The 24,123-nt window shown below is 70.8% G+C and carries 16 protein-coding genes and 1 pseudogene; 5 read left to right on the top strand and 12 right to left on the bottom strand.

The genetic code is table 11. The annotated features are described in order from the left end of the window. Positions 1 to 619: 619 nt before the first annotated feature. The 4 genes from AB5L52_RS10620 to AB5L52_RS10635 all read right to left on the bottom strand — a co-directional run bounded on the left by AB5L52_RS10620 (position 620) and on the right by AB5L52_RS10635 (position 4,066). Positions 620 to 1,267 carry a DsbA family protein gene (locus AB5L52_RS10620; protein ID WP_369363591.1) on the bottom strand — a complete coding sequence of 216 codons (648 nt, stop codon included), beginning with the start codon at positions 1,265 to 1,267 and terminating at the stop codon, positions 620 to 622. A gap of 55 nt (positions 1,268 to 1,322) precedes the next feature. Continuing rightward, positions 1,323 to 2,294, bottom strand: a complete 972-nt coding sequence (locus AB5L52_RS10625) for a sigma-70 family RNA polymerase sigma factor (RefSeq protein WP_369363592.1) — start codon at positions 2,292 to 2,294, stop codon at positions 1,323 to 1,325. 161 nt (positions 2,295 to 2,455) lie between these two features. Beyond that, on the bottom strand, positions 2,456 to 3,472 hold the full coding sequence (locus tag AB5L52_RS10630) for a ketopantoate reductase family protein (RefSeq protein ID WP_369363594.1): 1,017 nt from the start codon (positions 3,470 to 3,472) through the stop codon (positions 2,456 to 2,458). Positions 3,473 to 3,514: 42 nt separating this feature from the next. Then, the gene (locus tag AB5L52_RS10635) at positions 3,515 to 4,066 is read right to left on the bottom strand and encodes a DUF1697 domain-containing protein (protein ID WP_369363596.1); all 552 of its coding nucleotides are present in this window, start codon (positions 4,064 to 4,066) and stop codon (positions 3,515 to 3,517) included. A 519-nt stretch (positions 4,067 to 4,585) separates the two neighbouring features. Between AB5L52_RS10635 and AB5L52_RS10640 the strand changes: the two genes are divergently transcribed. Continuing rightward, the gene (locus AB5L52_RS10640) at positions 4,586 to 6,838 is read left to right on the top strand and encodes an MMPL family transporter (RefSeq protein WP_369363597.1); all 2,253 of its coding nucleotides are present in this window, start codon (positions 4,586 to 4,588) and stop codon (positions 6,836 to 6,838) included. A 58-nt stretch (positions 6,839 to 6,896) separates the two neighbouring features. Here the strand turns inward: AB5L52_RS10640 and mgt are convergent. Further along, positions 6,897 to 8,142, bottom strand: a pseudogene (gene mgt, locus AB5L52_RS10645) (macrolide-inactivating glycosyltransferase). Between the two features lie 266 nt (positions 8,143 to 8,408). On the opposite strand from mgt, the gene AB5L52_RS10650 reads away from it, so the two are divergent. Beyond that, a complete protein-coding gene (locus AB5L52_RS10650) occupies positions 8,409 to 9,275 on the top strand; it encodes an aminoglycoside phosphotransferase family protein (protein WP_351015207.1) in 867 nt (288 codons plus the stop codon). A 65-nt stretch (positions 9,276 to 9,340) separates the two neighbouring features. Here the strand turns inward: AB5L52_RS10650 and AB5L52_RS10655 are convergent, their stop codons facing one another. Together AB5L52_RS10655 and AB5L52_RS10660 are read right to left on the bottom strand one after the other, a co-directional pair. After that, positions 9,341 to 10,072, bottom strand: coding sequence for a 3'-5' exonuclease (locus tag AB5L52_RS10655; RefSeq protein ID WP_351569271.1), 732 nt, complete (start codon positions 10,070 to 10,072; stop codon positions 9,341 to 9,343). 102 nt (positions 10,073 to 10,174) lie between these two features. Then, complete coding sequence (locus tag AB5L52_RS10660) at positions 10,175 to 11,413, bottom strand: SAV2148 family HEPN domain-containing protein (protein ID WP_351015210.1); 1,239 nt, start codon at positions 11,411 to 11,413, stop codon at positions 10,175 to 10,177. Positions 11,414 to 11,812: 399 nt separating this feature from the next. On the opposite strand from AB5L52_RS10660, the gene glgX reads away from it, so the two are divergent. Further along, entirely contained in the window at positions 11,813 to 13,930 is a 2,118-nt protein-coding gene (glgX, locus tag AB5L52_RS10665) for a glycogen debranching protein GlgX (RefSeq protein ID WP_369363600.1), read from the top strand. On the opposite strand, the gene AB5L52_RS10670 is transcribed toward glgX, so the two are convergent. Further along, a complete protein-coding gene (locus AB5L52_RS10670) occupies positions 13,884 to 14,240 on the bottom strand; it encodes a hypothetical protein (protein ID WP_369363602.1) in 357 nt (118 codons plus the stop codon). The genes glgX and AB5L52_RS10670 overlap by 47 nt on opposite strands. 371 nt (positions 14,241 to 14,611) lie before the next feature. On the opposite strand from AB5L52_RS10670, the gene treY reads away from it, so the two are divergent. Beyond that, positions 14,612 to 16,987, top strand: coding sequence for a malto-oligosyltrehalose synthase (treY, locus tag AB5L52_RS10675; RefSeq protein WP_369363604.1), 2,376 nt, complete (start codon positions 14,612 to 14,614; stop codon positions 16,985 to 16,987). A gap of 32 nt (positions 16,988 to 17,019) precedes the next feature. On the opposite strand, the gene AB5L52_RS10680 is transcribed toward treY, so the two are convergent. The 4 genes from AB5L52_RS10680 to AB5L52_RS10695 are packed head-to-tail and all read right to left on the bottom strand — an operon-like array spanning position 17,020 to position 23,351. Continuing rightward, a complete protein-coding gene (locus AB5L52_RS10680) occupies positions 17,020 to 19,251 on the bottom strand; it encodes an SAV_2336 N-terminal domain-related protein (protein ID WP_369363606.1) in 2,232 nt (743 codons plus the stop codon). Beyond that, a complete protein-coding gene (locus AB5L52_RS10685; RefSeq protein WP_351015223.1) occupies positions 19,244 to 20,209 on the bottom strand; it encodes an AAA family ATPase in 966 nt (321 codons plus the stop codon). The genes AB5L52_RS10680 and AB5L52_RS10685 overlap by 8 nt, the downstream gene beginning before the upstream one ends. Further along, the gene (locus AB5L52_RS10690) at positions 20,209 to 22,296 is read right to left on the bottom strand and encodes a hypothetical protein (protein WP_369363608.1); all 2,088 of its coding nucleotides are present in this window, start codon (positions 22,294 to 22,296) and stop codon (positions 20,209 to 20,211) included. The genes AB5L52_RS10685 and AB5L52_RS10690 overlap by 1 nt, the downstream gene beginning before the upstream one ends. A gap of 47 nt (positions 22,297 to 22,343) precedes the next feature. Further along, entirely contained in the window at positions 22,344 to 23,351 is a 1,008-nt protein-coding gene (locus tag AB5L52_RS10695) for an alpha/beta fold hydrolase (protein WP_369363609.1), read from the bottom strand. A gap of 487 nt (positions 23,352 to 23,838) precedes the next feature. Here AB5L52_RS10695 and AB5L52_RS10700 point away from each other — a divergent pair, with 487 nt between their 5' ends. Beyond that, complete coding sequence (locus AB5L52_RS10700) at positions 23,839 to 24,045, top strand: hypothetical protein (protein WP_369363611.1); 207 nt, start codon at positions 23,839 to 23,841, stop codon at positions 24,043 to 24,045. Positions 24,046 to 24,123 lie beyond the last annotated feature (78 nt).

Below are 24,123 nucleotides of genomic sequence, written 5' to 3' on the forward strand. Positions count from 1 at the left end.
CATGGCCCGGCTGTGCCGGCCGCGGGGGCCGCTCGGGCGCCGAGTGGGCCGAAAACCGCCACCCATCCGGGTGAACGGTGTCCGTTGACCGCGTCCCGGAGACCGACGCGGACCGCGGTCGATACGACCGTTGCGAGGACCGCCACCGGTACGACTGCTCCGAGGACCGTGACCGGCACGGCCACTCCGCGGCAGGCGCGTCGGCGGTCGGGGACCGCGCGTTGGCGCACGGACACGCGCGCGTGCCGGGCGTCCGATGCACGGCCGACGTCTGGGCTCGGCCGCCTGCGATCGATGCCCGGACCCGGCCGCCGGGGTGCCCCGTGCCCGCGGTACCGCGGCAGCACCGGTGCCGCTCTGCCCGTCACGCTCATCCGCCCCCTCTCCGGCCGTCCGCGCGCTTCACCCTAGGGACGCTCCCCTGGGTTTGTCGCGTAGTTCGGTGAGCGCTGGCCTCGGGGGCCGGAGGCGTGATAGGGGGGGCCGCCACGGTCCGGCGCTCCCCTGTGACGTCGGAACGTGGCGGCTCTTCGTTCTGCGCCGGTCACGGACCGTGTGTCACACGATCCGCGAACGCGTTCCGTTTGAGGGGCGGTTATCGGCCACTGGGCTTCCTGGGTCAGTCGAAGCGAAGGGCGCCGGTGCGGGTGCGCTTGAGTTCGAAGAGGTCGGGGTGGCGGGCCAGCACCCGGAAGCTGTCGAAGAGTTCGGCCGCCTCGGCACCGCGCGGCACGGCGCGCAGCACGGGGCCGAACCACACCGTGCCGTCGACGTGGAGGGTCGGCGTACCCACATAGCCGCCCGACTCCGGCTCGGCACCGGCCGCATGGCTGCGGCGCAGCGCGTCGTCGTACGACGGGTCGTCGGCTGCGATCAACAGGTCGGCGGGCAGCCCCAGTTCGGCCAGCGACTCGGCGATCACCTGGTCGAAGTCCTTGATCCCGCGTTCGTGGATCCGGGTGCCGAACGCGGTGTAGAGGTCGCGCAGCACCGTCTCCCCGTGCCGTTCGGCGGCGGCCACGGCGACCCGCACCGGGCCGATGGAGCGGTCCACCAAGTCCCGGTACCAGTCGGGGAGTTCGTTGCCGTCGTTGTGCAGATACAGGCTCATCACCCGGAACCGGAGGTCGAGCCTGCGCAGGCGCTCGACCTCCAGCATCCAGCGGGAGGTGATCCAGGCGAAGGGGCAGGCCGGGTCGAAGAAGAAGTCGACGCGGGTCGGGGCGGAGTCGGCAGCGGTGCCGTCGGCGGTGTCGCGGTACGTCATGACGGCAACGCTAGTCGCGCGGTGGCGCAGTGGGGCGGGCCAATCAGCTCCCGATTCACTGGGCCACTTCGCCGGGCCCGCCGGCTCCCTCCTGCGCCGCGCCCACGACCGCGATCTCCGTCCCGCCCAGGCGTTCCGGCTCCGCGACGACCGCGATCCGGGTGATCCGGCCGTCCGTACCGAAGGCGAAGGCCAGCACCAGGCGCGGCCGCCCGTACGGCGCCATGACCAGGCCGAACTCGCCGTCCAGCAGGGCGAGTCCGGTGAACTGGGCACGAGCCATGGCCGCCATCGCGCCCTGGGCGACGGGCTCGGCACCGCGCACCGTGATCGGGGCGGGTGTGGGCACGACCAGCGCGTCGGCGTGCAGCACCACGTCCGGGTCGAGCAGGGCGACCAGGGCCGTGAAGTCACCGCCGCGGGTGGCGGCCAGGAACGCCTCGACGGCCCGGCGCCTGCGTACGGCGTCGGCGGCGGGCGCGGGCGGCCGGCCCTGGACGCGGCGGCGAGCCCGGCTGGCCAGCTGTCGGGTGGCGGCCGGGGTCCGCTCGACCAGCGGGGCGATCTCCTCGAAGGGCACGGCGAACATGTCGTGCAGCACGAAGGCGACCCGCTCGGCCGGGCTCAGGGTGTCCAGGACGACCAGCAGCGCCACCCCGACCTCGTCGGCCAGCAACGCCTCCCGGGCGGGGTCGCCGGCCTCGGCGGAAAAGGCCGGAGTTTCGAGGGCGGCGTCGAGGGCGGTGTCGTGAGCGCCGTCCTGGGCGTCGAGGAACTCCTCGCGCCGGTTGCGGCGGGCCCGCAGCAGGTTGAGGCAGACCCGGGTCACCACCGTGGTCAGCCAGCCGGTGAGGTTCCGTATCTCGTCGAGGTCGGTCTCGCGGGCCCGCAGCCAGGCCTCCTGCAGAGCGTCGTCGGCTTCGGTGGCCGAGCCGAGCAACCGGTAGGCCACGGCGGCCAGATGCGGCCGGTCCGCCTCGAACCGCGCCGCGAGCCGCCGCCCAACATCCTCCGTGCAGTCGTCCACCGTTCCCCCGTCATCCCGCCGCTCTTCCCGCGCGCCCCTGCACGAGCAGCCCACGCACCTGCCGGGGCCCACGAAACGCCAATCCGGCCGGAAGATCAACCGGAATCACCGTCAGTCGACGGCGAGCCGCGATCAAGGGGCGCCCACCACCGATTCGTTCGTCAGTGAACGCCCGCCACGGTCTCGTCCGCCAGGCGCTCCAGTTCCGCGACCGGCATGGACCCGGCGGCCCGGCGCTCTCGTGCGAACCGGTTGGCGAGCCGCTGGAGCAGCTCGTTCAGCGGGGTCGGTACGCCGTGCAGCCGGCCGAGGAGGACGATCTCCCCGTTGAGATAGTCGGCCTCGATGGTGCCGGTGCCCCGGGCGAGGGACTGCCAGGAGGAACCGCCGCCGCGCGGGGCCCCGTCCAGCGGCACCAGCGTGACCTTGTCGCCACGGGCCGCGCGCTGTTCCCCGGCGCTCGCGTGGGCGATGCCGGCCGCGTCGAGCACGGCCTCCCCTTCGGCCCGCACACGCGCAAGCAGAGCGTGCGCCACCTCGTCGGCGGGCGGCCCGCACACCGCCTCGAAGGCGGTGCCGAGGTTCCAGAGCAGCTTGGCGTACTGCCAGCGGTCGATGTCCGGCACGACCGGAGCCTCGAAGTGGGAGGCCGCCAGGTCGGCGGCGATCCGGCGGGCGGTGTCGTCGGCGCCGTGCGGCAGGCGGCCGAGGTGCAGGATGCCGGTGAGCGGGGTACCGGCGGCGGAGACGACGCCGGGCTCCACGAAGGTCGAGGGCAGCCAGACGCAGACGCCGTACACCTGACGGAAGCGGCGCAGCGCCAGCCGCCCGCTCTCCACGCCGTTCTGCAGGCAGACGAGCGGCAGCCGATCGGCGGCGCGGCCGCCGCCCGCGACGGGCACGTCCGCCCAGGCCTCCAGGGCGGCCGCGGTGTCCTGTGTCTTCACGGCGAGGACGAGGACGTCGTCGGCGCGCAGTTCACCGAGCGGGCCGGGTCCGGCGACGGCGGGCAGCCGGTACGTCAACTCCCCTTCCGGCACCCGTAGTCGCAGCCCGTGCTCCTCCAGTGCCGCCAGATGCCGGCCGCGTGCCACGAGGACGACCTCGCGCCCGGCCTGGGCCAGCCGCCCGCCGACGGTCCCGCCGACCGCGCCGGCCCCGATGATGATGTAGCGCATGGACCAGAGCCTCGCACACGCCCTTGCTCGGCCCGCGGTCGGTCACGCTCCCGGAGCCGTCAGCTCGACCAGTTTGACCACGGTGTTCCAGTTGCGGCTCGTGGCGATCAGGCCCTTGGTCAGGCGCGGACGGGACAGCGCCTCGGCGAGCTTGGAACGGCCGAGGCCGTCCGGGGCGTAGAGGTAGAGGCAGCGGTCGCCGAGCTGGAACTCCTCGGGGAGATGGGCGGCTTGGTCGATGTCCGCGTAGCGGTCCGGGGTGACGGCCGCCGAGAAGTACGTGACGTGCAACTGCCTGGCCTCCAGGTCGGCGGCCGGGAACGGGCAGTCCTCGGCGACCGCCCGGAGGTAGGCGTGGTCGCGTACGAGCACGTCGACCGGGAAGCCGAACCGCTCCTCGATCGCCCGGGTCAGCTCCGCCGCCAGCGACTCCTCATCCCCGTGACCGGCGGTGAAGACGGCCTGGCCGCTCTGCAGATAGGTCCGTACGCCGGTGTGCCCGAGTCCGGCGAGCAGAGTGCGGAGGTCGGCCATGGGGAGCTTCTTGCTGCCGCCGACGTTGATTCCGCGCAACAGCGCCGCGTAGGTCGTCATCCGGCCACCCTAGGCCCTGTCCGGCGATTCCCGTCGTCCGCCCGGAGGCGGGCCTCGCGGCGGCGCTGGGGTCCCCCCGCGCGAGCGAAGCCGAGCGTGGGGGGGGAATCGCCGGACAGGTCCTGCGGCCGTCGTGCCCCGTGGGGGCGGGCACGACGGCCGGGCCCGTGCGGGACGGGACTGCGCGAAACTCTCGCCGATCGGCGGGCACTGGATCAACCTCTACACGCACCTGTGACTTGTTCAACAAGTCTTCGTAATCACAAACCGCGCGCCGGCGGCAGAACGGACAACCCATGTCCTCTCGTTGTGGCGCCGGCTGCGCGAACCCCGAGACGTGTCCCCGAGACGTGCGGATAGGTGTAAGGGACCGTCGTCCTCCCCAGTGGTGACGGACCGGCCGCAGAGTTCACCGGGCAGCACGAGGAGCGGCGTTTATCCGGCTCATACGGTCGTACCGGAGCAAGCGCAGATGTGGCGGCAGGGGGCCGCCACCGCACACAGGGGGGAAGACCCGCGATGGGGAACAGGGACATGCGGGTGCGGGGGCTGGCGGCCCGCGCCGGCGGCTGGAGCGCCCGGCACCGCTGGGCGGCCGTCGGCATATGGGTGCTGTTCGTCGTGCTGGCGATGGGGCTCGGCTCGGCGGCGGGCCGGGTCGACGTGGACGAGAACAACCAGTTGAAGGGCGAGACACACACCGCCGCCCTGATCATCGATGACGCGGGGATCAAGGAGCCGGCCGGCGAGACCGTCCTGATCCAGTCCAAGGACACGACCCTGACGGCGACCGGGTCCGAGTTCCGGGCCGCCGTCACCGACGTGGTGAAGGCCGTCCAGGACACCGGGAAGGTCACGGGCGTGACCTCGCCGTACGACACGCACACGATCTCCCGTGACGGCCGCAGCGCACTGGTGCAGTTCGACATGCGCGGCGATGCCAAGACGGCCGTCGACCGGGTCGAACCGGTGCTGAACGCCGTCGCGGGGGTGCAGAAGGCGCACGGCTCGCTGCGGATCGAGGAGATCGGCGGCGCCAGCATGCAGAAGCAGTACAAGGACGCCTTCGGGGACGACTTCCAGCAGGCCGAGTACTCGGCGGTGCCGGTGGCGCTCGGCATCCTGCTGATCGCCTTCGGGGCGCTGGTGGCGGCGCTGCTGCCGGTGGCCCTCGCGATCACCGCGATCATGGCGACGATGGGCCTGATGGGCATCGTCAGCCATCTGCAGCCGATGAGCGACACCGCCAACTCCGTGATGCTGCTGGTCGGTATGGCCGTCGGCGTCGACTACTGCCTCTTCTACCTGCGCCGCGAGCGCGAGGAGCGGCAGGCCGGGCGGGACCCGGGCACCGCCCTGCGGATCGCCGCCGCCACCAGCGGCCGGGCCATCATCGTCTCCGGTGTCACGGTGTGCGTGGCGATGGCGGGCATGCTGTTCACCGGTCTCGCCACCTTCGAGGCGATGGGTCTGGCCTCGATGATGGTGGTCGCGGTCGCCATGGTCGGCTCGGTCACCGTCCTGCCCGCCCTCCTCTCGCTGCTCGGCGAGCGCGTCGAGAAGGGGCGGATCCCGTTCCTCGCCCGCCGGAGCCGCAAGCACGGCGCGAACGAGGGCAGCCGGTTCTGGACGGCCGTCCTGCGTGGCGTGCTGGCCAAGCCGCTGGTCTCCGTCGTCGTGGCGGCCGGTGCGCTGCTGGCGATCGCGGCGCCCGCGCTGGGCATGAAGACGCAACAGCTCACCCTGGACCAGGAGTTCGGCAAGTCACTGCCGATGGTGCAGACGTACGACCGGGTCAACGAGGCCTTCCCTGGCGGCAGTGAGCCGGCCCAGGTCGTCGTCAAGGCCAAGGACATCAACGCCCCCGAAGTACGGCAGGCACTGGCCGACTTCAAGAAGCAGGCGATCGCCTCGGGCGCCTCGCACGGCCCGGTCGACATCCGGCTGCACGACGCGCAGAACGTCGCGCTGATCTCCGTGCCACTGGTCGGCGGCTCCGACATGGACCGGGCGGTCAAGAGCCTGGACAAGCTGCGGGACGAGGTCCGGCCCGCCACGCTCGGCAAGGTGGACGGCGTGCAGGCGCCGGTCACCGGACAGGTCGCCGGCAGCCACGACTTCAACGACCAGTTGCTCGGCTCCGTCCTCCCGGTCTTCGCGTTCGTGGTCGTCTTCGCCTTCCTGCTGATGCTGCTGTCGTTCCGCTCGCTGACCGTCGCGCTCACGTCGATCGTGCTCAACCTGCTGTCGGTGGGCGCCGCGTACGGCGTCCTCGTCGCCGTCTTCCAGCACGGCTGGGGTGCCTCGCTGGTGGGCGCGGAGGGTGTCGGCGCGATCGTGACCTGGCTGCCGCTGTTCCTCTTCGTGATCCTGTTCGGGCTGTCGATGGACTACCACGTGTTCGTCGTCTCCCGGATCCGCGAGGCCCGCATGCGCGGCCGTACGACGGCGGACGCGATCCGGCACGGCGTGGTCACCACGGCCGGTGTCGTCACCAGCGCGGCGGTCATCATGGTCGCCGTGTTCGCGATCTTCGGCACGCTGTCGATGCAGTCCATGAAGCAGATGGGCGTGGGCCTGGCCGCGGCGGTCCTCATCGACGCGACCGTCATTCGCGGGGTGCTGCTGCCGGCCGTGATGGCACTGCTCGGCGAGCGCAACTGGTACCTGCCGAAGTGGCTGCACCGCCTCCCCGACCTCACCCATGACGAGTCGCCGGAGCCGGCCGCCGCGCCGCCCACGCGCGAGGAGGGCGAGCGACTGCCCGTCTGATCCCGCCCGGACACGTCCTCAAGGGCCCGTCGGCACTCGGCTGCCGACGGGCCCGCGCCTATTTCCGTGCCGCTCCCGTCAGTTCGGCCTCGATGAGGTCGGCGGCTCGGCCGGTACCTCCCTCCTGCGCCATCTGTGCCTGGATCTCCTTCAGGCGGCGGGCCACCTCCGGGTCGCCCACCAGGGCGAGTGCGGCCTCGCGGAGGCGGTCGGCGGTGGCCTCCTCGGTGTCCAGCCGGCGGGCGACGCCGAGGCCCTGGAGCACGTCGGCGTTGCCGAACTGGTCGACGGCCTGCGGTACGGCGATCATCGGGGTGGCGGTGGCCAGCCCCTCCTGGCTGCCGCCGGCGCCCGCGTGCGTGACGAACAGGTCGGCCTGCCGCAGGATCGCCAACTGCGGCACCCAGCTGCGCACTTCGACGTTGCCGGGTACGTCGCCCAGGTCGGCGGGATCCACATGCCGGCCGACCTGGAGGACCAGGTGCCAGCCGGGCAGGTCGGCGAAGGCCCGGACGCACTCGCGGTAGAACGCGGGCTGCTTGGTGAACGCCGAGCCAAGGGACACCAGCGCGACCTTCTCCGCACCGGCGGGCCGCTGCCAGTCGCCCTGGTCTGAGCGGTCGCCCTGGCAGGCGCCGACGAAGGTGTGGACGCGTTCGTCGACCCGGTCGGCGTGCGGCTGCAGGGCCTTCGGAATGAGGACGATCGAGCGGGCCGGGCGCCCGGCGAACGGATCCGGGTGCTGGGTGATCCCGTTCTCCGCCAGCCACGCCTCGAACCGGGCGTAGTACGCCTGCCCGCGCGCGGTCTTCCGCGGCTCCGCCCACATCGGCTCGGCCACCTCCTCCTCGTATCCCTCCCAGGCGACGAGGTTCGGGGACAGGGAGATCGCCGGGACGCCCCAGCGATGGGCGAGGACGCGGGCCGGATAGGAGGCGATGTCGTGCAGCACGAGATCGGGCTCGTCGCCCGCGTAGGCCTCGATGAGCTGCGGAAGCGCCTGGATCGCGTCGGCCAGGAACGGCTCCACGTTGTCGAGCAGGGTGGTCCCCCAGGCCGCCGGGTCGGCGTCGGGTCCGGGCAGCGTGGAGATGTACGGCACGGGCCGGGCCCCGGTGGCGGCCACCTTCTCGGCGAACGCCGGCGGGATGGCGTACGTGACCCGGTGGCCCCGGGCGACGAGTTCGCGGATCACCTCCAGGCTGGGGTTCACATGGCCGTGCGCGGCGATGGAGAACATGGCGAGATGGGCGGGAGGAGTAGTCATGATCGACACCGTAGGCGAGACGAGACGTATCGTTCAAAGTGTTTTCCGTCCACCCGGCGGCGGGACGGCGGTGGGCCCAGTACCACGCACCCACGCATCGGAGATCGCCCCGCCCGCGGGCTTCGCCTTCAACCAGTTCCTCTTCGACCAGTTGCCCGCCGCGGCCGAGGAGGGTTGGTGTGTTCATGGCCCTGAAGGCCCGATGCCGCGTCAAGGGACCGCGTACACCGTCCGACCTGTACGAATGCAAGACTGGCCGGGTACGGCAGATCCGCCACACCGGGACGGCACGGAGGAAGCACGATGGACGAGGCACGGGCACGGGACGTACTGGCCGCGGCGGGTGTACTGCCGGGCCCGGCCGCCCGGGACGCGCGGCTCCTCGCCCTCGGTGAGAACGCGGTGTTCGCCGCCGGTGATCTGGTGGTGAAGGTGGGCCGGGACGCCGAGCTGCTGCAGCGGGCCCGGCGCGAGCTGGACATCGCCGGGTGGCTGGCCGAGGCGGGCGTGCCGGCGGTCCGGGCGGCCGAGCCGAAGCCGCGGCTGGTGGACGGGCACCCGGTGACGATGTGGCACCGGCTGCCGGAGCCCGTACGCCCGGCCGAGCCGCGGGACCTGGCGGAGCTGCTGCGCATGGTGCACGCACTTCCCTCTCCTTCCTTCGTGCTGCCGCCCCGCGAGCTGCTGGGCGGTGTGGAGCGCTGGTTGCGGCTCGCGGGCGATGTGATCGACCCCGGGGACGCGGCGTTTCTCCGTGCGCGCCGGGACGGTTTCGCGGCGGCCGCGGGCGCGCTGACGCCCCATCTGCCGCCGGGCCCGATCCATGGCGATGCGCTGCCCCGCAATGTGCACATAGGGCCGGACGGACCGGTCCTGATCGACCTGGAGACCTTCTCCGCCGACCTGCGCGAGCACGACCTGGTGGTCATGGCCCTCTCCCGGGACCGGTACGGGCTGCCCGCCGAGGCGTACGACACCTTCACCGCGGCGTACGGGTGGGACGTGCGGGAATGGGAGGGCTGTGCGGTGCTGCGGGGCGCGCGGGAGACGGCCAGCTGCGCCTGGGTGGCCCAGCACGCCCCGAGCAATCCGAAGGCGTTGGCCGAGTTCCGACGGCGGGTGGGGTCCCTGCGGGACGGGGACGAGACGGTGCGGTGGTATCCGTTCTGAGGGTGCCCCCAGGGGTACCCCAGCGGCACGACTGCCCGTAGCTGCGCGGGGACGCCGCCCGCGGTCTACGCGGGCTGGCCCTCGCTCTCGGTCAACTCCCTTAGGGGCCACGCCCCGTCCACCACGGCTCCCGCATCCCCCTTGCGGCGCAGGAACGCCTGGAAGTCGGCCGCCCACTCCGCATACCACTCGATCTGGTGCTGGTGGAGTTCGGCCGGGCTCAGGGACGCGACCTTCGGGTGGCGGTCGGCTATCGCGGAGGCGAGCCGCGCCGCGGCGAGGGCGTCGGCCGGGGCCGTGTGGGCCGCGTCGAGGGGTATGCCGTACTCGGCGCAGACCGCTTCCAGGTTCCGCTTGCCGCGGCGGTAGCGGTCGACCCGGCGGTCGATGGTGTACGGGTCGATGACCGGGGCGGGCGGGGCGCCGCCGAGGCGGTCGGAGAGGGACGGCAGGGCATGCCGGCGCAGCTCGGCGGAGAGCAGGGTGAGATCGAACGCGGCGTTGTAGGCCACGACCGGGACGCCCGTCTTCCAGTACCCCACCAGGACGTCGGCGATGGCGTCGGCCACCCGGTCGGCCGGGTGGCCCTCGGCCGTCGCCCGCTCGTTGCTGATGCCGTGCACCGCCACCGCGTCGGCCGGGATCTCCACGCCCGGATCGGCCAGCCATTCCCTGCGGCCCATGGGCTCACCGGCCCTGACCTCGATCACCGCGCCGGTGACGATGCGCGCCTCGCGCGGATCGGTCCCGGTCGTCTCCAGGTCGAAGCCGATCAGCAGCTCCCGGTGCCAGCCCATGGGCGGCCCCCCTTCTTGGTGGTGCTTTCCCCCAGTGGCTTCCACCATCGCACGTGGCACTGACAATCCGAGGATCGCGTTCCGCTTGCCGGAGCGGACGGTTCAGGACACCGGGCGCGAATCCGCCCAGGACAGCTCGAATTCCTCGCGGTATGTCGGGAAGAGTCCGGCTTCGAGCACATCGTCCGACTTGACAAGCTTGCCGCCGTTGCGCAGCACCAGCACCGGCGACTCCATCCCGCGCGCCCCGCGCAGATAGGACTGCACCACGGCGATGCCGTCGGCGCCGTCGCCGTCCACCAGGTAGGCGGTGAAGCGCGGTGTCTCGTCGTAGACCTGGATCTCGAAGGCGCCCGGGTCGCGCAGCCGGGAGCGCACCCGGCGCATGTGCAGGATGTTCATCTCGACGGACCGGCTCAGTTCGCCCCGTTTCATCCCCAGTTCGCGCTCGCGGCGCTTGACCGAGCTGGAGGCCGGGTTGAGGAAGAGCAGCCGCACCCGGCAGCCGGACTCGGCGAGCCGGACCAGGCGGCGGCCGGAGAAGTTCTGCACCAGCAGATTGAGGCCGATGCCGATGGCGTCGAGGCGGCGGGCGGAGCCGAAGATGTCCTCGGCCGGGAACTGGCGCATGAGCCGTACCCGGTCCGGGTGGACGGCGACCACGTCGGCGTACCGGTCGCCGACCAGGTCCTCGACCGCGTCCACGGGCAGCCGGCGCGCGGAGGGCACGTCACCGGCGGAGCCGAGCATCTCCAGCAGCCGGGCCGAGGCCCGCTCGGCCTGGCTCAGGACGGCCTCGGACAGCGCCCGGTTGCGGGAGACGACGTTCCGGGTCACCTCCAGCTCGTCCAGGGCGAGTTCCAGATCGCGGCGCTCGTCGAAGTACGGTTCGAAGCACGGCCAGTGCTGCACCATCAGCTCGCGCAGCTGGGGCAGGGTGAGGAAGCTGAGTACGTTGTCGTCGGCCGGGTCGAGCAGATAGCCCTTGCGGCGGCTGACTTCGCGTACCGCGACCGCGCGCTGCACCCACTCCTGACCGGCCGGTCCGGCCGCGGCGACCACCCAGTCGTCGCCGTGGACGGGTTCGTAGATGGGGCGCAGTACGGCGGCCACGACCGCGCGCAGCCGCTGTTCGACGAGGTTCAGCCAGATGTAGGCCCGGCCGGCCCGCTGGGCGCGGGTGCGCACCTCGCGCCAGGCGTCGGCGTCCCAGTCCAGCTCCGGCCCGATGGATCCCGCGTTCATCGGTCTGGCCAGGGACACCGCGCCGGGCGGGACGTCTGTGGAGGTTCCCTCGTGACCCTCGTCACCAGGGGGCAGCTCCAGCCCTCCCGAGCCCACCCGTGCACCGCCTTCCGCCCCCCGGGCCTTTCCGTCTCAACGATCAAGGAAGGGTACTCCGCGAGGGGTGGGCGGTGCAGCCCGATGGACAGGTCGGTTTCTCAACTGTTTTCGTCAACTCCGCCATTCCCCAGGGCCGTTCTGTCACGCCAGGTCACGGGGAGTGAGCGGATTCATAGCGGTGACGTCCCGCCGGGCGATGCGGTGCGACGGCGAAGCACTGCCAGTGCACCGGCACGGGCTGTTGGTCGGTCAGCAGTACGGGCGGGTACGGCAGCCGTCGCGTGCGCCGGTCGGTGGGTAAGAGGGACGTAAGTCACGGGTGGTTCCGTCACTTTCGGGCCGACTCGGGGGCCAACGCGGCCCCAGGACGGCGGCACACCTGGGAGAGTCGTATCCATGCAGGTCTGGCCTGGACAGGCGTATCCGCTCGGCGCCACCTACGACGGCGCCGGAACCAACTTCGCGGTCTTCACGGAGGCCGCGGACCGAGTAGAGCTGTGTCTGCTGCACGACGACGGCTCGGAGACGGCAGTGGAACTGCGCGAGAGCGACGCTTTCGTGCGGCACGCGTACGTGCCGGGCGTGATGCCGGGACAGCGGTACGGGTTCCGCGTGCACGGCCCGTACGACCCCGGGCGCGGTCTGCGCTGCAACTCCGCGAAGCTGCTCCTCGACCCCTACGCGAAGGCGATCAGCGGTGAGATCCGGTGGGGCGAGGAGGTGTACGGCTACCACTTCGGCGCCCCGGACAGCCGCAACGACCTGGACTCGGCGCCGCACACCATGGCATCCGTGGTGATCAACCCGTACTTCGACTGGGGCGACGACCGGCCGCCGCGCACCGAGTACCACCACACGGTGATCTACGAGGCCCATGTCAAGGGCCTGACCATGCGTCACCCGGGGCTGCCGGAGGAGCTGCGCGGCACCTACGCGGCGCTCGCGCATCCGGCGGTCATCGACCATCTGACGAAGCTCGGGGTGACGGCCCTGGAGCTGATGCCCGTTCACCAGTTCGTGAACGACCATCGGCTGGCCGACCTGGGCCTGAGCAACTACTGGGGCTACAACACCATCGGCTTCTTCGCCCCGCACAACGCGTACGCCTCGTGGGGCGACCGCGGCCAGCAGGTGCTGGAGTTCAAGTCGGCGGTCCGGGCGCTGCACGAGGCCGGGATCGAGGTCATCCTGGACGTCGTCTACAACCACACCGCCGAGGGCAACCATCTGGGCCCGACGCTGTCCTTCAAGGGCATCGACAATCCGTCGTACTACCGTCTCGCGGACGATCCGCGCTACTACACGGACACCACGGGCACCGGGAACTCGCTGCTCATGCGGTCCCCGCACGTGCTGCAGCTGATCATGGACTCGCTGCGGTACTGGGTCACCGAGATGCGTGTCGACGGCTTCCGCTTCGACCTCGCGGCGACGCTGGCCCGGCAGTTCCACGAGGTGGACCGGCTGTCGTCGTTCTTCGACCTGGTGCAGCAGGACCCGGTGGTCTCCCAGGTGAAGCTGATCGCCGAGCCCTGGGACGTGGGCGAGGGCGGCTATCAGGTGGGAAACTTCCCGCCGCTGTGGACCGAGTGGAACGGCAAGTACCGGGACACGGTACGGGACCTGTGGCGGGGCGAGCCGCGGGCGCTCGCCGAGTTCGCCTCCCGGCTGACCGGATCGTCGGATCTGTATCAGGACGACGGCCGCCGGCCGCTGGCCTCGATCAACTTCGTGACCTGCCACGACGGCTTCACGCTGGACGACCTGGTCTCGTACGACGACAAGCACAACGCGGCCAACGGCGAGGACAACCGGGACGGCGAGAGCCACAACCGGTCCTGGAACTGCGGGGCGGAGGGCGAGAGCGACGACCCGGAGGTGCTCCGGCTGCGCGCCCGGCAGATGCGGAACTTCGTCGCCACGCTGATGCTGTCCCAGGGCGTGCCGATGATCAGCCACGGCGACGAGTTCGCCCGCACGCAGCACGGCAACAACAACGCCTACTGCCAGGACAACGACATCGCGTGGGTGCACTGGCCCGAGGACGACGCGGACCCGGGCGAGCTGCTGGAGTTCACGCGCGCGATGGTGTGGCTGCGCCGGGACCATCCGGTCCTGCGCCGGCGGCGCTTCTTCCACGGCCGTCCGGTGGAGGGCACTCATGACGAGCTGTCCGACATCGCCTGGTTCACTCCGGAGGGCACGGAGATGACCCAGCGGGACTGGGACTCGGCGCGGGCCTCGGCGCTGACGGTGTTCCTGAACGGCAACGCGATCTCCGAGCCCGGCCCGCGCGGGGAGCGCATCAGCGACGACTCGTTCCTGCTGATGTTCAACGCCTCGCCCGGGCCGCTGGACTTCCTGGTGCCGGCCGACCACGGCCGGCAGTGGCAGGTGGTCGTCGACACGGCGCATCCGGACGGGGTGCCACCGGGGTCCGGCACGAAGGTCGCGGCGGGTGACCTGATCACCTTGCCCGACCGGAGCCTGGCGGTGCTGCAGCGGCCGACGTAGCGGGGAGGTGCCGTAGGGAGGCGTGTCCAGGGGGCCGTGCCCGCCGGCTCGTCCGGTACGCGGGGGCTACCAGGCGGGCCGTGGGGTGCAGGGCGAAGGCGGTGCCGCAGAGGGCTACCAGGAGTGCCGCGCCGGCCATCGCGTAGGCCGGATGGGCGAGGACCGCCGCCAGGCCGACGAGCGCCGGGCCGAGCAGGAACGACATGTCGTCCAGCGTGCTCTCGAAGGAGAGCGCGGCGCCGACGGTGGCCTCGGGCGCGCCGGCGCGGCGGGCCAGGGCGACCTCGCGGGTACGAGCCGGCGGGCCCACGAGCGGCACGGTGGCGCCCGCGGCGGCCCCGAGAAGGGCCGGGACGGGCGCAGGCAGGCCCGCGAGCGCCCCGGCGACCAAAGAGGGCCACGGCGAGGTGCGTTGGCGAGTGAGAAGGCCAGGACGACCGTGCGCTGCCCGTGCCGGTCGGCGGGCCGCCCCACGAGCGGCCCGCAGGCCACCTGGCCGAACGCGAGGGCCCCGCCGGTCAGCCCCTCGGCGGACAGGGAGCCGCACTTCCGGGCGGCGAGCAGCACGCTGGCGAACTGGATGGCCCCCGTGGTCTCCCTCACTCGAAGCCAGGCACGCGTGCGTGGGTGCACGCAGGGACCGATGACGCGAAAGGCGGCGGGTTGGGTACGTAGGTCTCCATGACGTCTGTACGACCCGGACCGGGGGTGCCCACGGCCACCTACCGGCTGCAGCTCCAGCCCGCGTTCCCGTTCGCCGCCGCGGCCGCGGCCGTACCGTACCTGGCGTCGCTCGGAGTCTCGCACCTGCACCTGTCCCCCGTCCTGGAGGCGGTGCCCGGCTCCACGCACGGCTACGACGTCGTGGATCACGCGCGCGTGCGCGCGGAACTGGGCGGCGAGGAGGGCCTGCGGTCGCTGGCGCGGACCGCGCGGGAGCACGGTCTGGGCCTGGTGGCCGACATCGTGCCGAACCACATGGCGATGGTGCCCCGGCACAACCACGCCCTGTGGGAGGTGCTGCGCGAGGGGCCCGGCTCGCCGTACGCGCGCTGGTTCGACATCGACTGGGAGGCGCAGGAGGGGCGGGTGCTGCTGCCGGTGCTCGGCGGTCCGGTCGGCTCACAGGTGGAGCACCTCGTGGTCGACGGTGACGTGCTGCGCTACCACGAGCACGCCTTCCCGCTGCGCGCCGGCACGGCCCGGCTGCCGCTGCCAAAGCTGCTGGACGCCCAGTGGTACCGCCCGGTGTGGTGGCGGCTGGCCCGTACCGAGCTGAACTACCGGCGGTTCTTCAGCATCTCGGAGCTGATCGGGGTGCGCGTGGAGGATCCCGAGGTGTTCGACGCCACCCATGCCAAGATCCTCCAACTGCTGGACGAGGGCGTGCTCGACGGGCTGCGCGTCGACCATCCCGACGGGCTCGCCGACCCCGACGGCTACCTCGCGCGGCTGCACGAGGCGACCGGCGGGCGCTGGACGGTGGTGGAGAAGATCCTCGCCGACGACGAGCGGCTGCCGCGGTCCTGGCCCGTCGCGGGCACCACCGGCTACGACGCCCTGCGCCAGGTCGACGGCCTGTTCACGGACCGGACGGGGGCGTACGAACTGCTGGGCCGGTACCGGGCGTTCGCGGCCCCGCAGCCGGACCGGGGCGGGAACTGGGACGCGACGGTACGGCGCGCCGCCTACAAGGTGCTCACGCACGAGCTGGCCGCCGAGGCCGACCGGCTCACCCGGGTCGCCACCCGGCTGTGCGCGTCCGCGCCGGACCTCGCGCTGCGCGACCGGGCTCCCTGGGCGCTGCGTACGGCCGTGGAGGAGCTACTGGTGCGGATGCGGGTGTACCGGCCGTACGACTCCGGTGACGCCGCCACCGTGGTCACCGAGGAGGCCGCCGAGGAGGCCCGGCTCGCGTTCGTGGTGCCCGAGGAGGCGGCGGCCGTCGGCATCGTGCGCGGGTTGCTGGTCGAGCCGCCCGGTGACGCGTCGGCGCCGGACCACGCCGACCGCGCGGAGTTCCGCACCCGGTTCGCGCAGACCGCGTCGGCGCTGCGCGCCAAGTCGGTGGAGGACACGGCCTTCTACCGCTATGTGCCGCTGCTGTCGGCGACCGAGGTGGGCGGCGATCCGGGCCGGCCGGGGGTGTCCCCGGAGGACTTCCACGCGTACTGCGCGCGCGTGCAGCGTGATTGGCCGGTCACGGGCACGGTGGTCTCCACGCACGACACCAAGCGCAGCGCCGACGTCCGCGCCGCACTGGCCGTGCTCACCGAATGCCCGGACCGGTGGGCGGAGTTGCTGGCCGGGGTGACCCGCTCCGGCGAGGACCTGGGCGTGCCGGACGGGCAGTTGGCCTGGGCGGCCTGGCAGACGGTGTTCGGGCTGGGGCCCGCCGAGGAGGAGCGGGTCCGGCAGGCGCTGCTGAAGCATGTGCGCGAGGCGGGCATGTACACCAGCTGGACGGAGCAGGAGCCGCCGTACGAGGAGGCGGTGGCCGCGTTCGTCGCCGCCGGTCCGTGCGGGCCGCCGGGCGAGCGCGTGGCGGCGTTCCGCAAGACGCTGGAGCCGCACATCCGGGCCAACGTCCTCGGCACCGCCCTGGTCCACCTGACGATGCCGGGGGTGCCGGACCTGTATCAGGGCACGGAGGGCGAGTACCGGACGCTGGTGGACCCGGACAACCGCCGGCCGGTCGCGTTCCCGCCCGAGGTGCCCGGCGAGAAGGACGCGCTGACGGCGGCGGCGCTACGGCTGCGGGCCCGGCGCCCCGACGCCTTCGGTGCCGCGGCGTCGTACGAGCCGCTGGCCGCCGACGGCCCGGCGGCGGGCCACTGTGTGGCGTTCGCGCGCTCCGGTGCGGTGGTGACGGCGGTGACCCGGCTGTCGCTGCGGCTCGCGGAGGCCGGCGGCTGGCGGGAGACCCGGCTGGAGCTGCCGTCGGGCCGGTGGTCGGACGTGCTCACCGAGGGCCGGGAGTTCACGGGGCACGCACGCGTGACGGAACTTTTCGACCGGCTGCCGGTGGTGCTGCTGGAGCGCGTCGGGGCGGAGTGAGGAACGCCGGGTCGTGCGGGCCGGTCGCATGCTCAGGACGGGGATGAGAGCCAGGTCGGGAAGCGAAGGACGACCACCTTGGCGGTGCGGCTGCGGGCGACGGCGACACAGTTGCCGAGTACGTCCGGACCGCTGTGACCACCGCCTTCCAAGAAGGTGATGAGAATGGCGAACGGAGCGACCCGCAATCCGGCACGGGCGTCAGGGGCGGCGTCGGTCGAACTCTGCGGGCGCGAGAATTGGCTGCCAAAGGTGAAGATTTCCCCCAGCACGGTGACGCTGTCATCGATGCCGGGAGCACTGGCACGGAGCATGAAGGCGGGGTCCGTACCCGCTTCGACGACAACGCCGCACAGTTCCGCGAAGCGAGCCAGGTGGGCGGTGAAGGTGTGCAGTTCCGTGGACCGCAGCTCTCCCTCCGGACTGGTGAGGCAGTCTGTGAGGAAGTAGAGGAAGGCTCTGAGGACCTGATCCGCCGCCTGACGGCTGTGCGCACCGAACTGATCGGTAACGGCTTCCTCCCACAACTCGCCACGCAGGCGGCCGAATTCCTGCTCGACGAGTGGATCACGAAGCGATGGAGATTCGGGGAACGCCTCTTCGGAGAACGCCTCCGAGTAGGCTTCCCTGTGCTGCACGTGCTGCTCTTGTGGGCGGTCGGCCCCGATCGCCTGGTGCGTCATATGCAGATTGGCCGCCCCTTTTCGCAGGGCCTTGAGCAGCTCCTGTGAGGCATGGGCGAAGGGCTGCAGTTCCTCAGGCAGTCGATCGGCAGGGAAAGCCGCGATCGCGTCGAGACTCTGTGCGGGCAGGCGTGTTCGCTGCGCGATATAGCGGCTGAGCGTCTCATAGGTGCGCCATGCATCGTGCCGGCTGACCAGGCAGGACAGTCGAGCGCGGGCCTGATCGGTGAAAGTGATCACGGGCGGTCCCGTGCCCGAGGTGTCGACGTTCAGCAGGCTACTGGTCAGCAACTCGGCGACGTCGGAGTTCGTGGCGTCCCGGATGACTTCCTGCCGGATGAGCTGCAACAACGGGAGGCTGAGTCGACGGAACGGAGAGCACAGGGCCGCCAGGCGCACGGCCGCGGGCTCGGCCGTGTTCATGAATGCCTGCACGGCGTTCTCGGCAGCTTCAGCGCTCTCGGCCTCGGTCATATCTCTGCTGAAGCGCAGGAAAGGCGAGGTGGCGTGTCCGTAAGGGCCGACGAGAACGGCCTCATAGCCCTCGGGTGCGCCACGGACGAACCCGTGAGCCCAGCGTTGCAGGGAGTGGGCGGTCAGGGTGAGGGTGGGAATGGCCATATAGGGCTCGCGGAGGTTCACCACCCATTTCAAGTGTGGGGGAAGCTTCACCCGCAGGGCCGCGTTGCTGCTGCCTGGAATCCGGTTGCGGACATGCACTGCAGGCAGGTCGAGGGCGGTTCGGTGCCAGAGCCTTGAAGGAAGCGGATTGGCGATGGACAGCGGAGCCCGCATGGCCCACTGGCGCAACAGTTGCCACACCGCGGACTCGTACCAGGCCGGCGCGGTGCAGTCGGACATGATCAGGAACAGACGGCGGTTCTCCGGACCCGCCGCATGCACTGCGTTGACGAAATGGCCTCGTGCGTCCGTCACATAGGGATCGTGTCCGTCGGTGGTCAGATGCCAGCGACGGACGTGGCGGAAGGCACCCGTGTTTCCCAGCAGATTGATGAATTCCTCAATGGCGCCGTGCCATACCTCGGTCGTCAAATGAGTGTCGGTCACGACTACGACGTCGAACCACGGCTCCGGCAACGGGGCGAGAACCGGCATGAGTTCACCACCACGAGCGTAGGAATCGATGGTGGCTTGCATGTCGAGCCCTGTTTGCCGGCCCCGCGGGTAGCGGCGCATGAAAGGGCGTAGCGAGCGTCCCAGTTCCACCGTCTGCGACAGGGCCCGCCCGGCCGCGACGGACACGGACGGTCCGGACAGTGGGGTGGAGATGTCCTCGAACTCCTCGTACAGCGGGTAGGAGCGGACCCGCTTGGTCGCCGGGCCGGAGGGGCGGGTGGAAGGGCCGGCGCCCTGAGGCTCCGGTTCGGGCTTCGTGGGGGCGTCGGCGACCTGTGCGGTGCCCTCTCGGGCATCCGGCCGCTGGTCAGCGCGCGCCGTGGGGTCAGCCGACGACGACGAAGCCGCAGCCAGCCACAGGGCGTCGGCCAGAGTGCGTGCGTCGACGTCCTGGTCCAGGCAGGCGATGAGGGCGTCGAGGGCCCGCCCGAGCGGCTCAGGCACTGGACAGATCCCGTAGGAGCAGGCCGAGCAGCCTGTCGCGCTGAGCCTCGATCGGGGCGTTGCTGTCGGTGATGAGCTTGACCGCGTTGAGGAGCTGGTCCACGGCGAGGGCCTCCCCCATGGCGATCCGGTGCACGAACTCCTCGATGAGGGCCTCGGCTTCTTCGCTCACGGCCAGTTCGAGATGTGCGGCCACTGCGGCCCGCAACAGGTCGGGCGTCATCGCGGGCATGTCGTACCGGATGCAACGGCGCAGGAACGGGGCGGGGAACTCCCGTTCGCCATTGCTGGTCATCACGATGAAGGGGAAACGGTCGCAGCTGACCTGGCCGTTGACGACCGGGTAGGGCTCGGAGTCTCCCGACGGGTCCTCGCCGTCCCCGCGCCATCGTTTGATCTCCACCTCCTTGCGGGCGTGCCGCACGAGTTCCGGGATCTCGTACTGACCTCGTTCCAGGACATCGAGCAGGTCGCTGGGCAGGTCGAGATCGCTCTTGTCGATTTCATCGATCAGGAGCGCACGAGGCCGGTCGCCGCCCGGCAGCAGCGCGGTGCCCAGCGGGCCGAGTTGGAGGAACTGCGCGATGTCGTCCTCGACGGGGTCGGCCTTCGCCATCGACTGGGCAAGACGCAGGGTGTGAATGTGCCCCAGGGCGTCGTAGCGATAGAGAGCGTCCGACAGCGTGCTGCGGGAGGTGATGTGCCAGCGCAGCACCGGACCGAGGTGCAACTCGTCCGCCACTTGCTCGATCACTGACGACTTCCCGCTGCCGGCCGGACCGGTGATCAGCAGTGGCCGGTGCAGGAAGAGCGCCGCGTTCACGGCGTCGGGCAGCCCCTTCGGCGGCTGGAAAGTGCGCGGGGCGGAGTGGCGCGGAAAGGTCCGCCAAGGTGGAGGGGGCGGCAGTTCGGTGTCATGCGGTTCGCCGGTGCCTCGATAAAAGCTGTTCCAAGCCATCACACACTCCTCGCGGCCGGTGCCGCACTCGTCTGGAACCAGCGGCAGAATTCAAGCCAGGGCTTGTCGTGCCATGCCGCGCGCAGCAGGGCGAGTTCGGCCCAGCTCGTGTGATCACAGTCCTCGATCACCCCCTGGGTGGCGCCGTGCTCCTTGCACCAGCGCCATCGGTAGGCGTGTGTGAACTCAGCGGGCAGTCGTTCCCAGTTACGGACCAACTCCGCCAGCGGTTCACAAAGGATTGTCTGCTCGTCCGCCGGCCAGAGGAGGACCGGCGTATACGGCAGCAATGTCTGCAGGAGCACAGGAAAGCTCTGGTCGCGTTCACAGACACCGATGGCCCGAGGGTAGCGCCCCATTGCCAAGGCATCCGTCAGTCGCTCGATGTCCTCTACCTGCTGCATACCGAGCCAGTCGATGGGCGCGACGTCGCTGAAGGCATCGGCGCTGCACACGTCGAGTTGACGTTGGGCGAGGTCGTTCATGCCTCTCAGATGCCTGGGTTCCAGGAGCCGGTCCGACCAGCGCAATGTGACGCTGCGATCGACACCGAGCCGGTAGAGACCGACCTTGATCTCCTCGGGCCGCCAATGCGGGAACAGCGATGCCGGAACGACGATGTCGATATGCCCGAGGCGCACCCCCGCCGGGAGCTGATCCTCGGCCCAGTGCACCACTTCGGGCAGCACCTGTTCCACACCGGCCTGAGTGGGGCCGCAGGAAAAGTGCCGCGGGGCGGAACATCCACTGCCGTGCCGAACCCAGGCCGAGACGGATTCCGGCCAGTCCAGTCGCGCCGCATGCAAACTGATCACGGCACTGGCCTGCTGCTCTTCCTGCGCTGCTCGGACTTCTTCACGCGCGTCATTGAGTGCCACGCCGAAATCACCCTTGGCCGCCCAGTCGTCGAGCGATACGTCGTCGAGATTCATTCCGCACACCTGCGCGAGAGCCACGATGCACCGAGCCAGCGCGAGATCGCAATTGAACATGCCGTCCATGCTCATGCCTCTGAGGGCTTCGTGCTGCAGGAAGTACCGCAGGAGGTCACCTCCCAGCAAGTCACCGGGAGGTCGCAAAGGATTCGTTCCGATGCGACGACGTTTGTTGAGTTCCTTCATGGCACGGGTAACTGTAAAGGTCGACAATGTTCTACCGGGCCAGCCGGTCGCAAATTTCTCCGCTTCGCATGCCTGTATGAGCGCATGAGTCACCTCTACGACGCGCCCTGCACCGAGTGCGCTGCTGTGCCGGGCCCGCTCGCGCAGGTCCATCAGGTCCACCTGACCGTCCGACGGCCACGGTCCCGATGCCTCCGGCCAGACACGCAGGGCGGCGCGCAGATCCAGGGCACCGATCTCGCTGAGCTGAGCGGAGGACTGCGGCGCGTGATACCGGGCGTTCAGCGCCAGCCACAGCCCTTCCTCGGCCGCGGTCAGCGACCCGTCGTAGTCCAGTGCCGCGGCTTCCTGCTGGTCGAGCTTTTGCATGAGCGCCAGGCGATATCTGCGCAACGGCACGAACTCGTCGGTGTCGTCGAAACCGTCACTGATCCACCGGACGATCTCGCGGGTGAAATCCAGGTTGTAAGCCGCTTGTTGTGACTGTGATGCCGTGAGCACGGACAGGCGCTTTCGCCCCTGCGCATAGCCCCCGAGCAGAGCGGCCGAGTCGGGAAGTCCGGCACCGGCACTGCATGTGTCCAAAAGGACGATGACTCCCGGAATGCCCATTCGGTCGACCGCGCACGTAATCAAGTGATTCACGTTCACCGAGGAGGTGATGTCCTCGCACTGGGTGTCGGCGGCCATGTAATAGAGGGTGTTGGAACCGGGCGGAGACTGTCCATGGCCCATGAAAGCCAGAACCAGGACGGCATGAGCCTCGCCGGCACGTATGATCGCCTCTTTGACCGCCGCTTCCACAGTGCTGCTCGCCGCATGGCCCGAGCGGACTTCCGACGCCAGAGGCGCCGGGCTGGACTCACAAGCGCCGAGCGCGGGGTCGGTCAGCACCGCGTGCAGTGCCGCGGCGGTGTCCGCCAGGTCCGGTAACTCTTCGTCCTCGTCCGCGCATTGCGTTGCCACGACCAGAGCATGCCGGGGATGTCTTAACTCGGTTCCCAGAGCACGTCTCATGAGGCGGATTGCCCAAGGCGCGTCAGCGTCTGCATGACCGGACCCGCTATTTCAGGTCGCCGAAGGTAGGACAGGGCCGAATGCGTCCAGAAGGCTCGCGACGACAACGCCAGGGGCTCGGGAAGCACCCCGTGCTCATTGGGCAGGATGACGTCGCACAGGCGCCGCAGTGGCACCACGGGGTCATCCCCGTCCCAGGCGTCGAGCCAGCGTTTCACTCCGGAAGGTACGGCCGGCGGATGCGGGCTAAGGCGCGGCCATATGAAGGCGTTCATGGCGATCGGCGCCCCGACGGTGACGAACAGTTCCACCTGCCCGGCATAGGAAGCCAGCGCTTCTAAAGCCACGACGGAGCCGAGCGAGTGGCCGATGACGACCGCCGGCCGGGAAGGGTCGAGGGCACGCGTGATCCGGTGACGGATCCGCTCGTCCAGCGTCGTGACGGTCCCGTTCTCGTCGGTTGTCCGCTCTTTGCGTCGCAGATAGCGGCCCGGCTGGGACAGGATGGACAGACACCGCGCCGCGCTGGCCCGTTGCAGCCCCAGTTGGACCCCCGGTACGCGAGCCAACGCGGCACACACCGCGGCCGCCTGCCGCGCCGGGGACAGAAGTCCCTGAGCACGCCTGTCCCGGGGTTCCGACTCCAGATAGAGGCAGGCCTGCGCACGAATGCGTGTCAGCTCCGTCGACGGTGGACCGGCTCCGTCCATCGTGTCGATGTACTCGACGACCAGGGCGAGCGTCACCAGTGCGGCGTCGTCGTCGAGTTCGTCCCCGTTCGCCGCGGCGCCCTGAGCACCCCGACGCCTGAAGAGATCGCTGTAGTCCGCGAAATGGCTGTCCGCGAGCCAGTCCGCCGTCAACGCTGAAATGTGGTTCTGGTATCCCGCCGAGCGGGCACCCTCGGCCAAGGCCCGCTTCCAGTCGCGGCGCTCTTCCTCGGCGTCGCGTGATCCCCCGATCCCGTGTACCAACAACAGCTGTGGCTTCGCCGTCGTCCCCACGGCTCCCCCCTACTTACCCCACCCCTGGAGGCGCAACGTACCTCACACCGGGCCGCCCCCAACCCCGATTCCGCGGAACTGCCGCAGCCACGATGACACCGCGCGCCGCACCGCCTTGAGAGTAGTTCTGTGCCCCGGCACACCCGCGCCGGAAACATGGATGTTCCTGCGACCGCGGGCAACCATGCCGAGGCAGGCATGTGCACCGGCCGGACGGAGAGGGAGCCGCCGTACGAGGAGGCGGTGACCGCGTTCGCCGCCGGGCGAACGCATGCCCGCGTTCCGCAAGACACCGGGCCGCCCATCCGAGCCGACGCCCTCGGCACCGCCCTGGTCCACCTGACGGCATTACGGCTGCGAGCCCTTCGACCGGCTGCCGGTGGTGCCGCCGGAGCGGGTCGGGGAGGAGCAGGCGGCTCAGCGGGGGCCGGTGGCCAGCCGGCACCGCTCGTACGGCCGTTCCGGCAGTGCGCCCAGCTCGGCGCAGGTGGCTTGCAGGAGGTTCACGAAGGCTTCGGCTGCTCCGGTGGCCGGCCTGCACGTGTCCGAGATGATTGCCGAGAGCCAGCTGATCGTCGGCTGGGACGCCGAGCCCGCGGACGTGGCCCGGCATGTGCACGCGCACCCCACCCTGTCGGAGGCGGTGGGCGAGGTGTTCCTGACCCTCGCGGGTCGCGGACTGCATCAGCAGTGAGCCCACGGCACGCACGGCCCGCGGCGCGCCCCGCGCCTGTGTCCGGGCGCCCCCGGTAGCCTCCCCCGCCGGATGCTT

This window comes from Streptomyces sp. CG4 (assembly GCF_041080655.1).
In the GTDB taxonomy this organism is placed as follows: Bacteria; Actinomycetota; Actinomycetes; order Streptomycetales; family Streptomycetaceae; genus Streptomyces.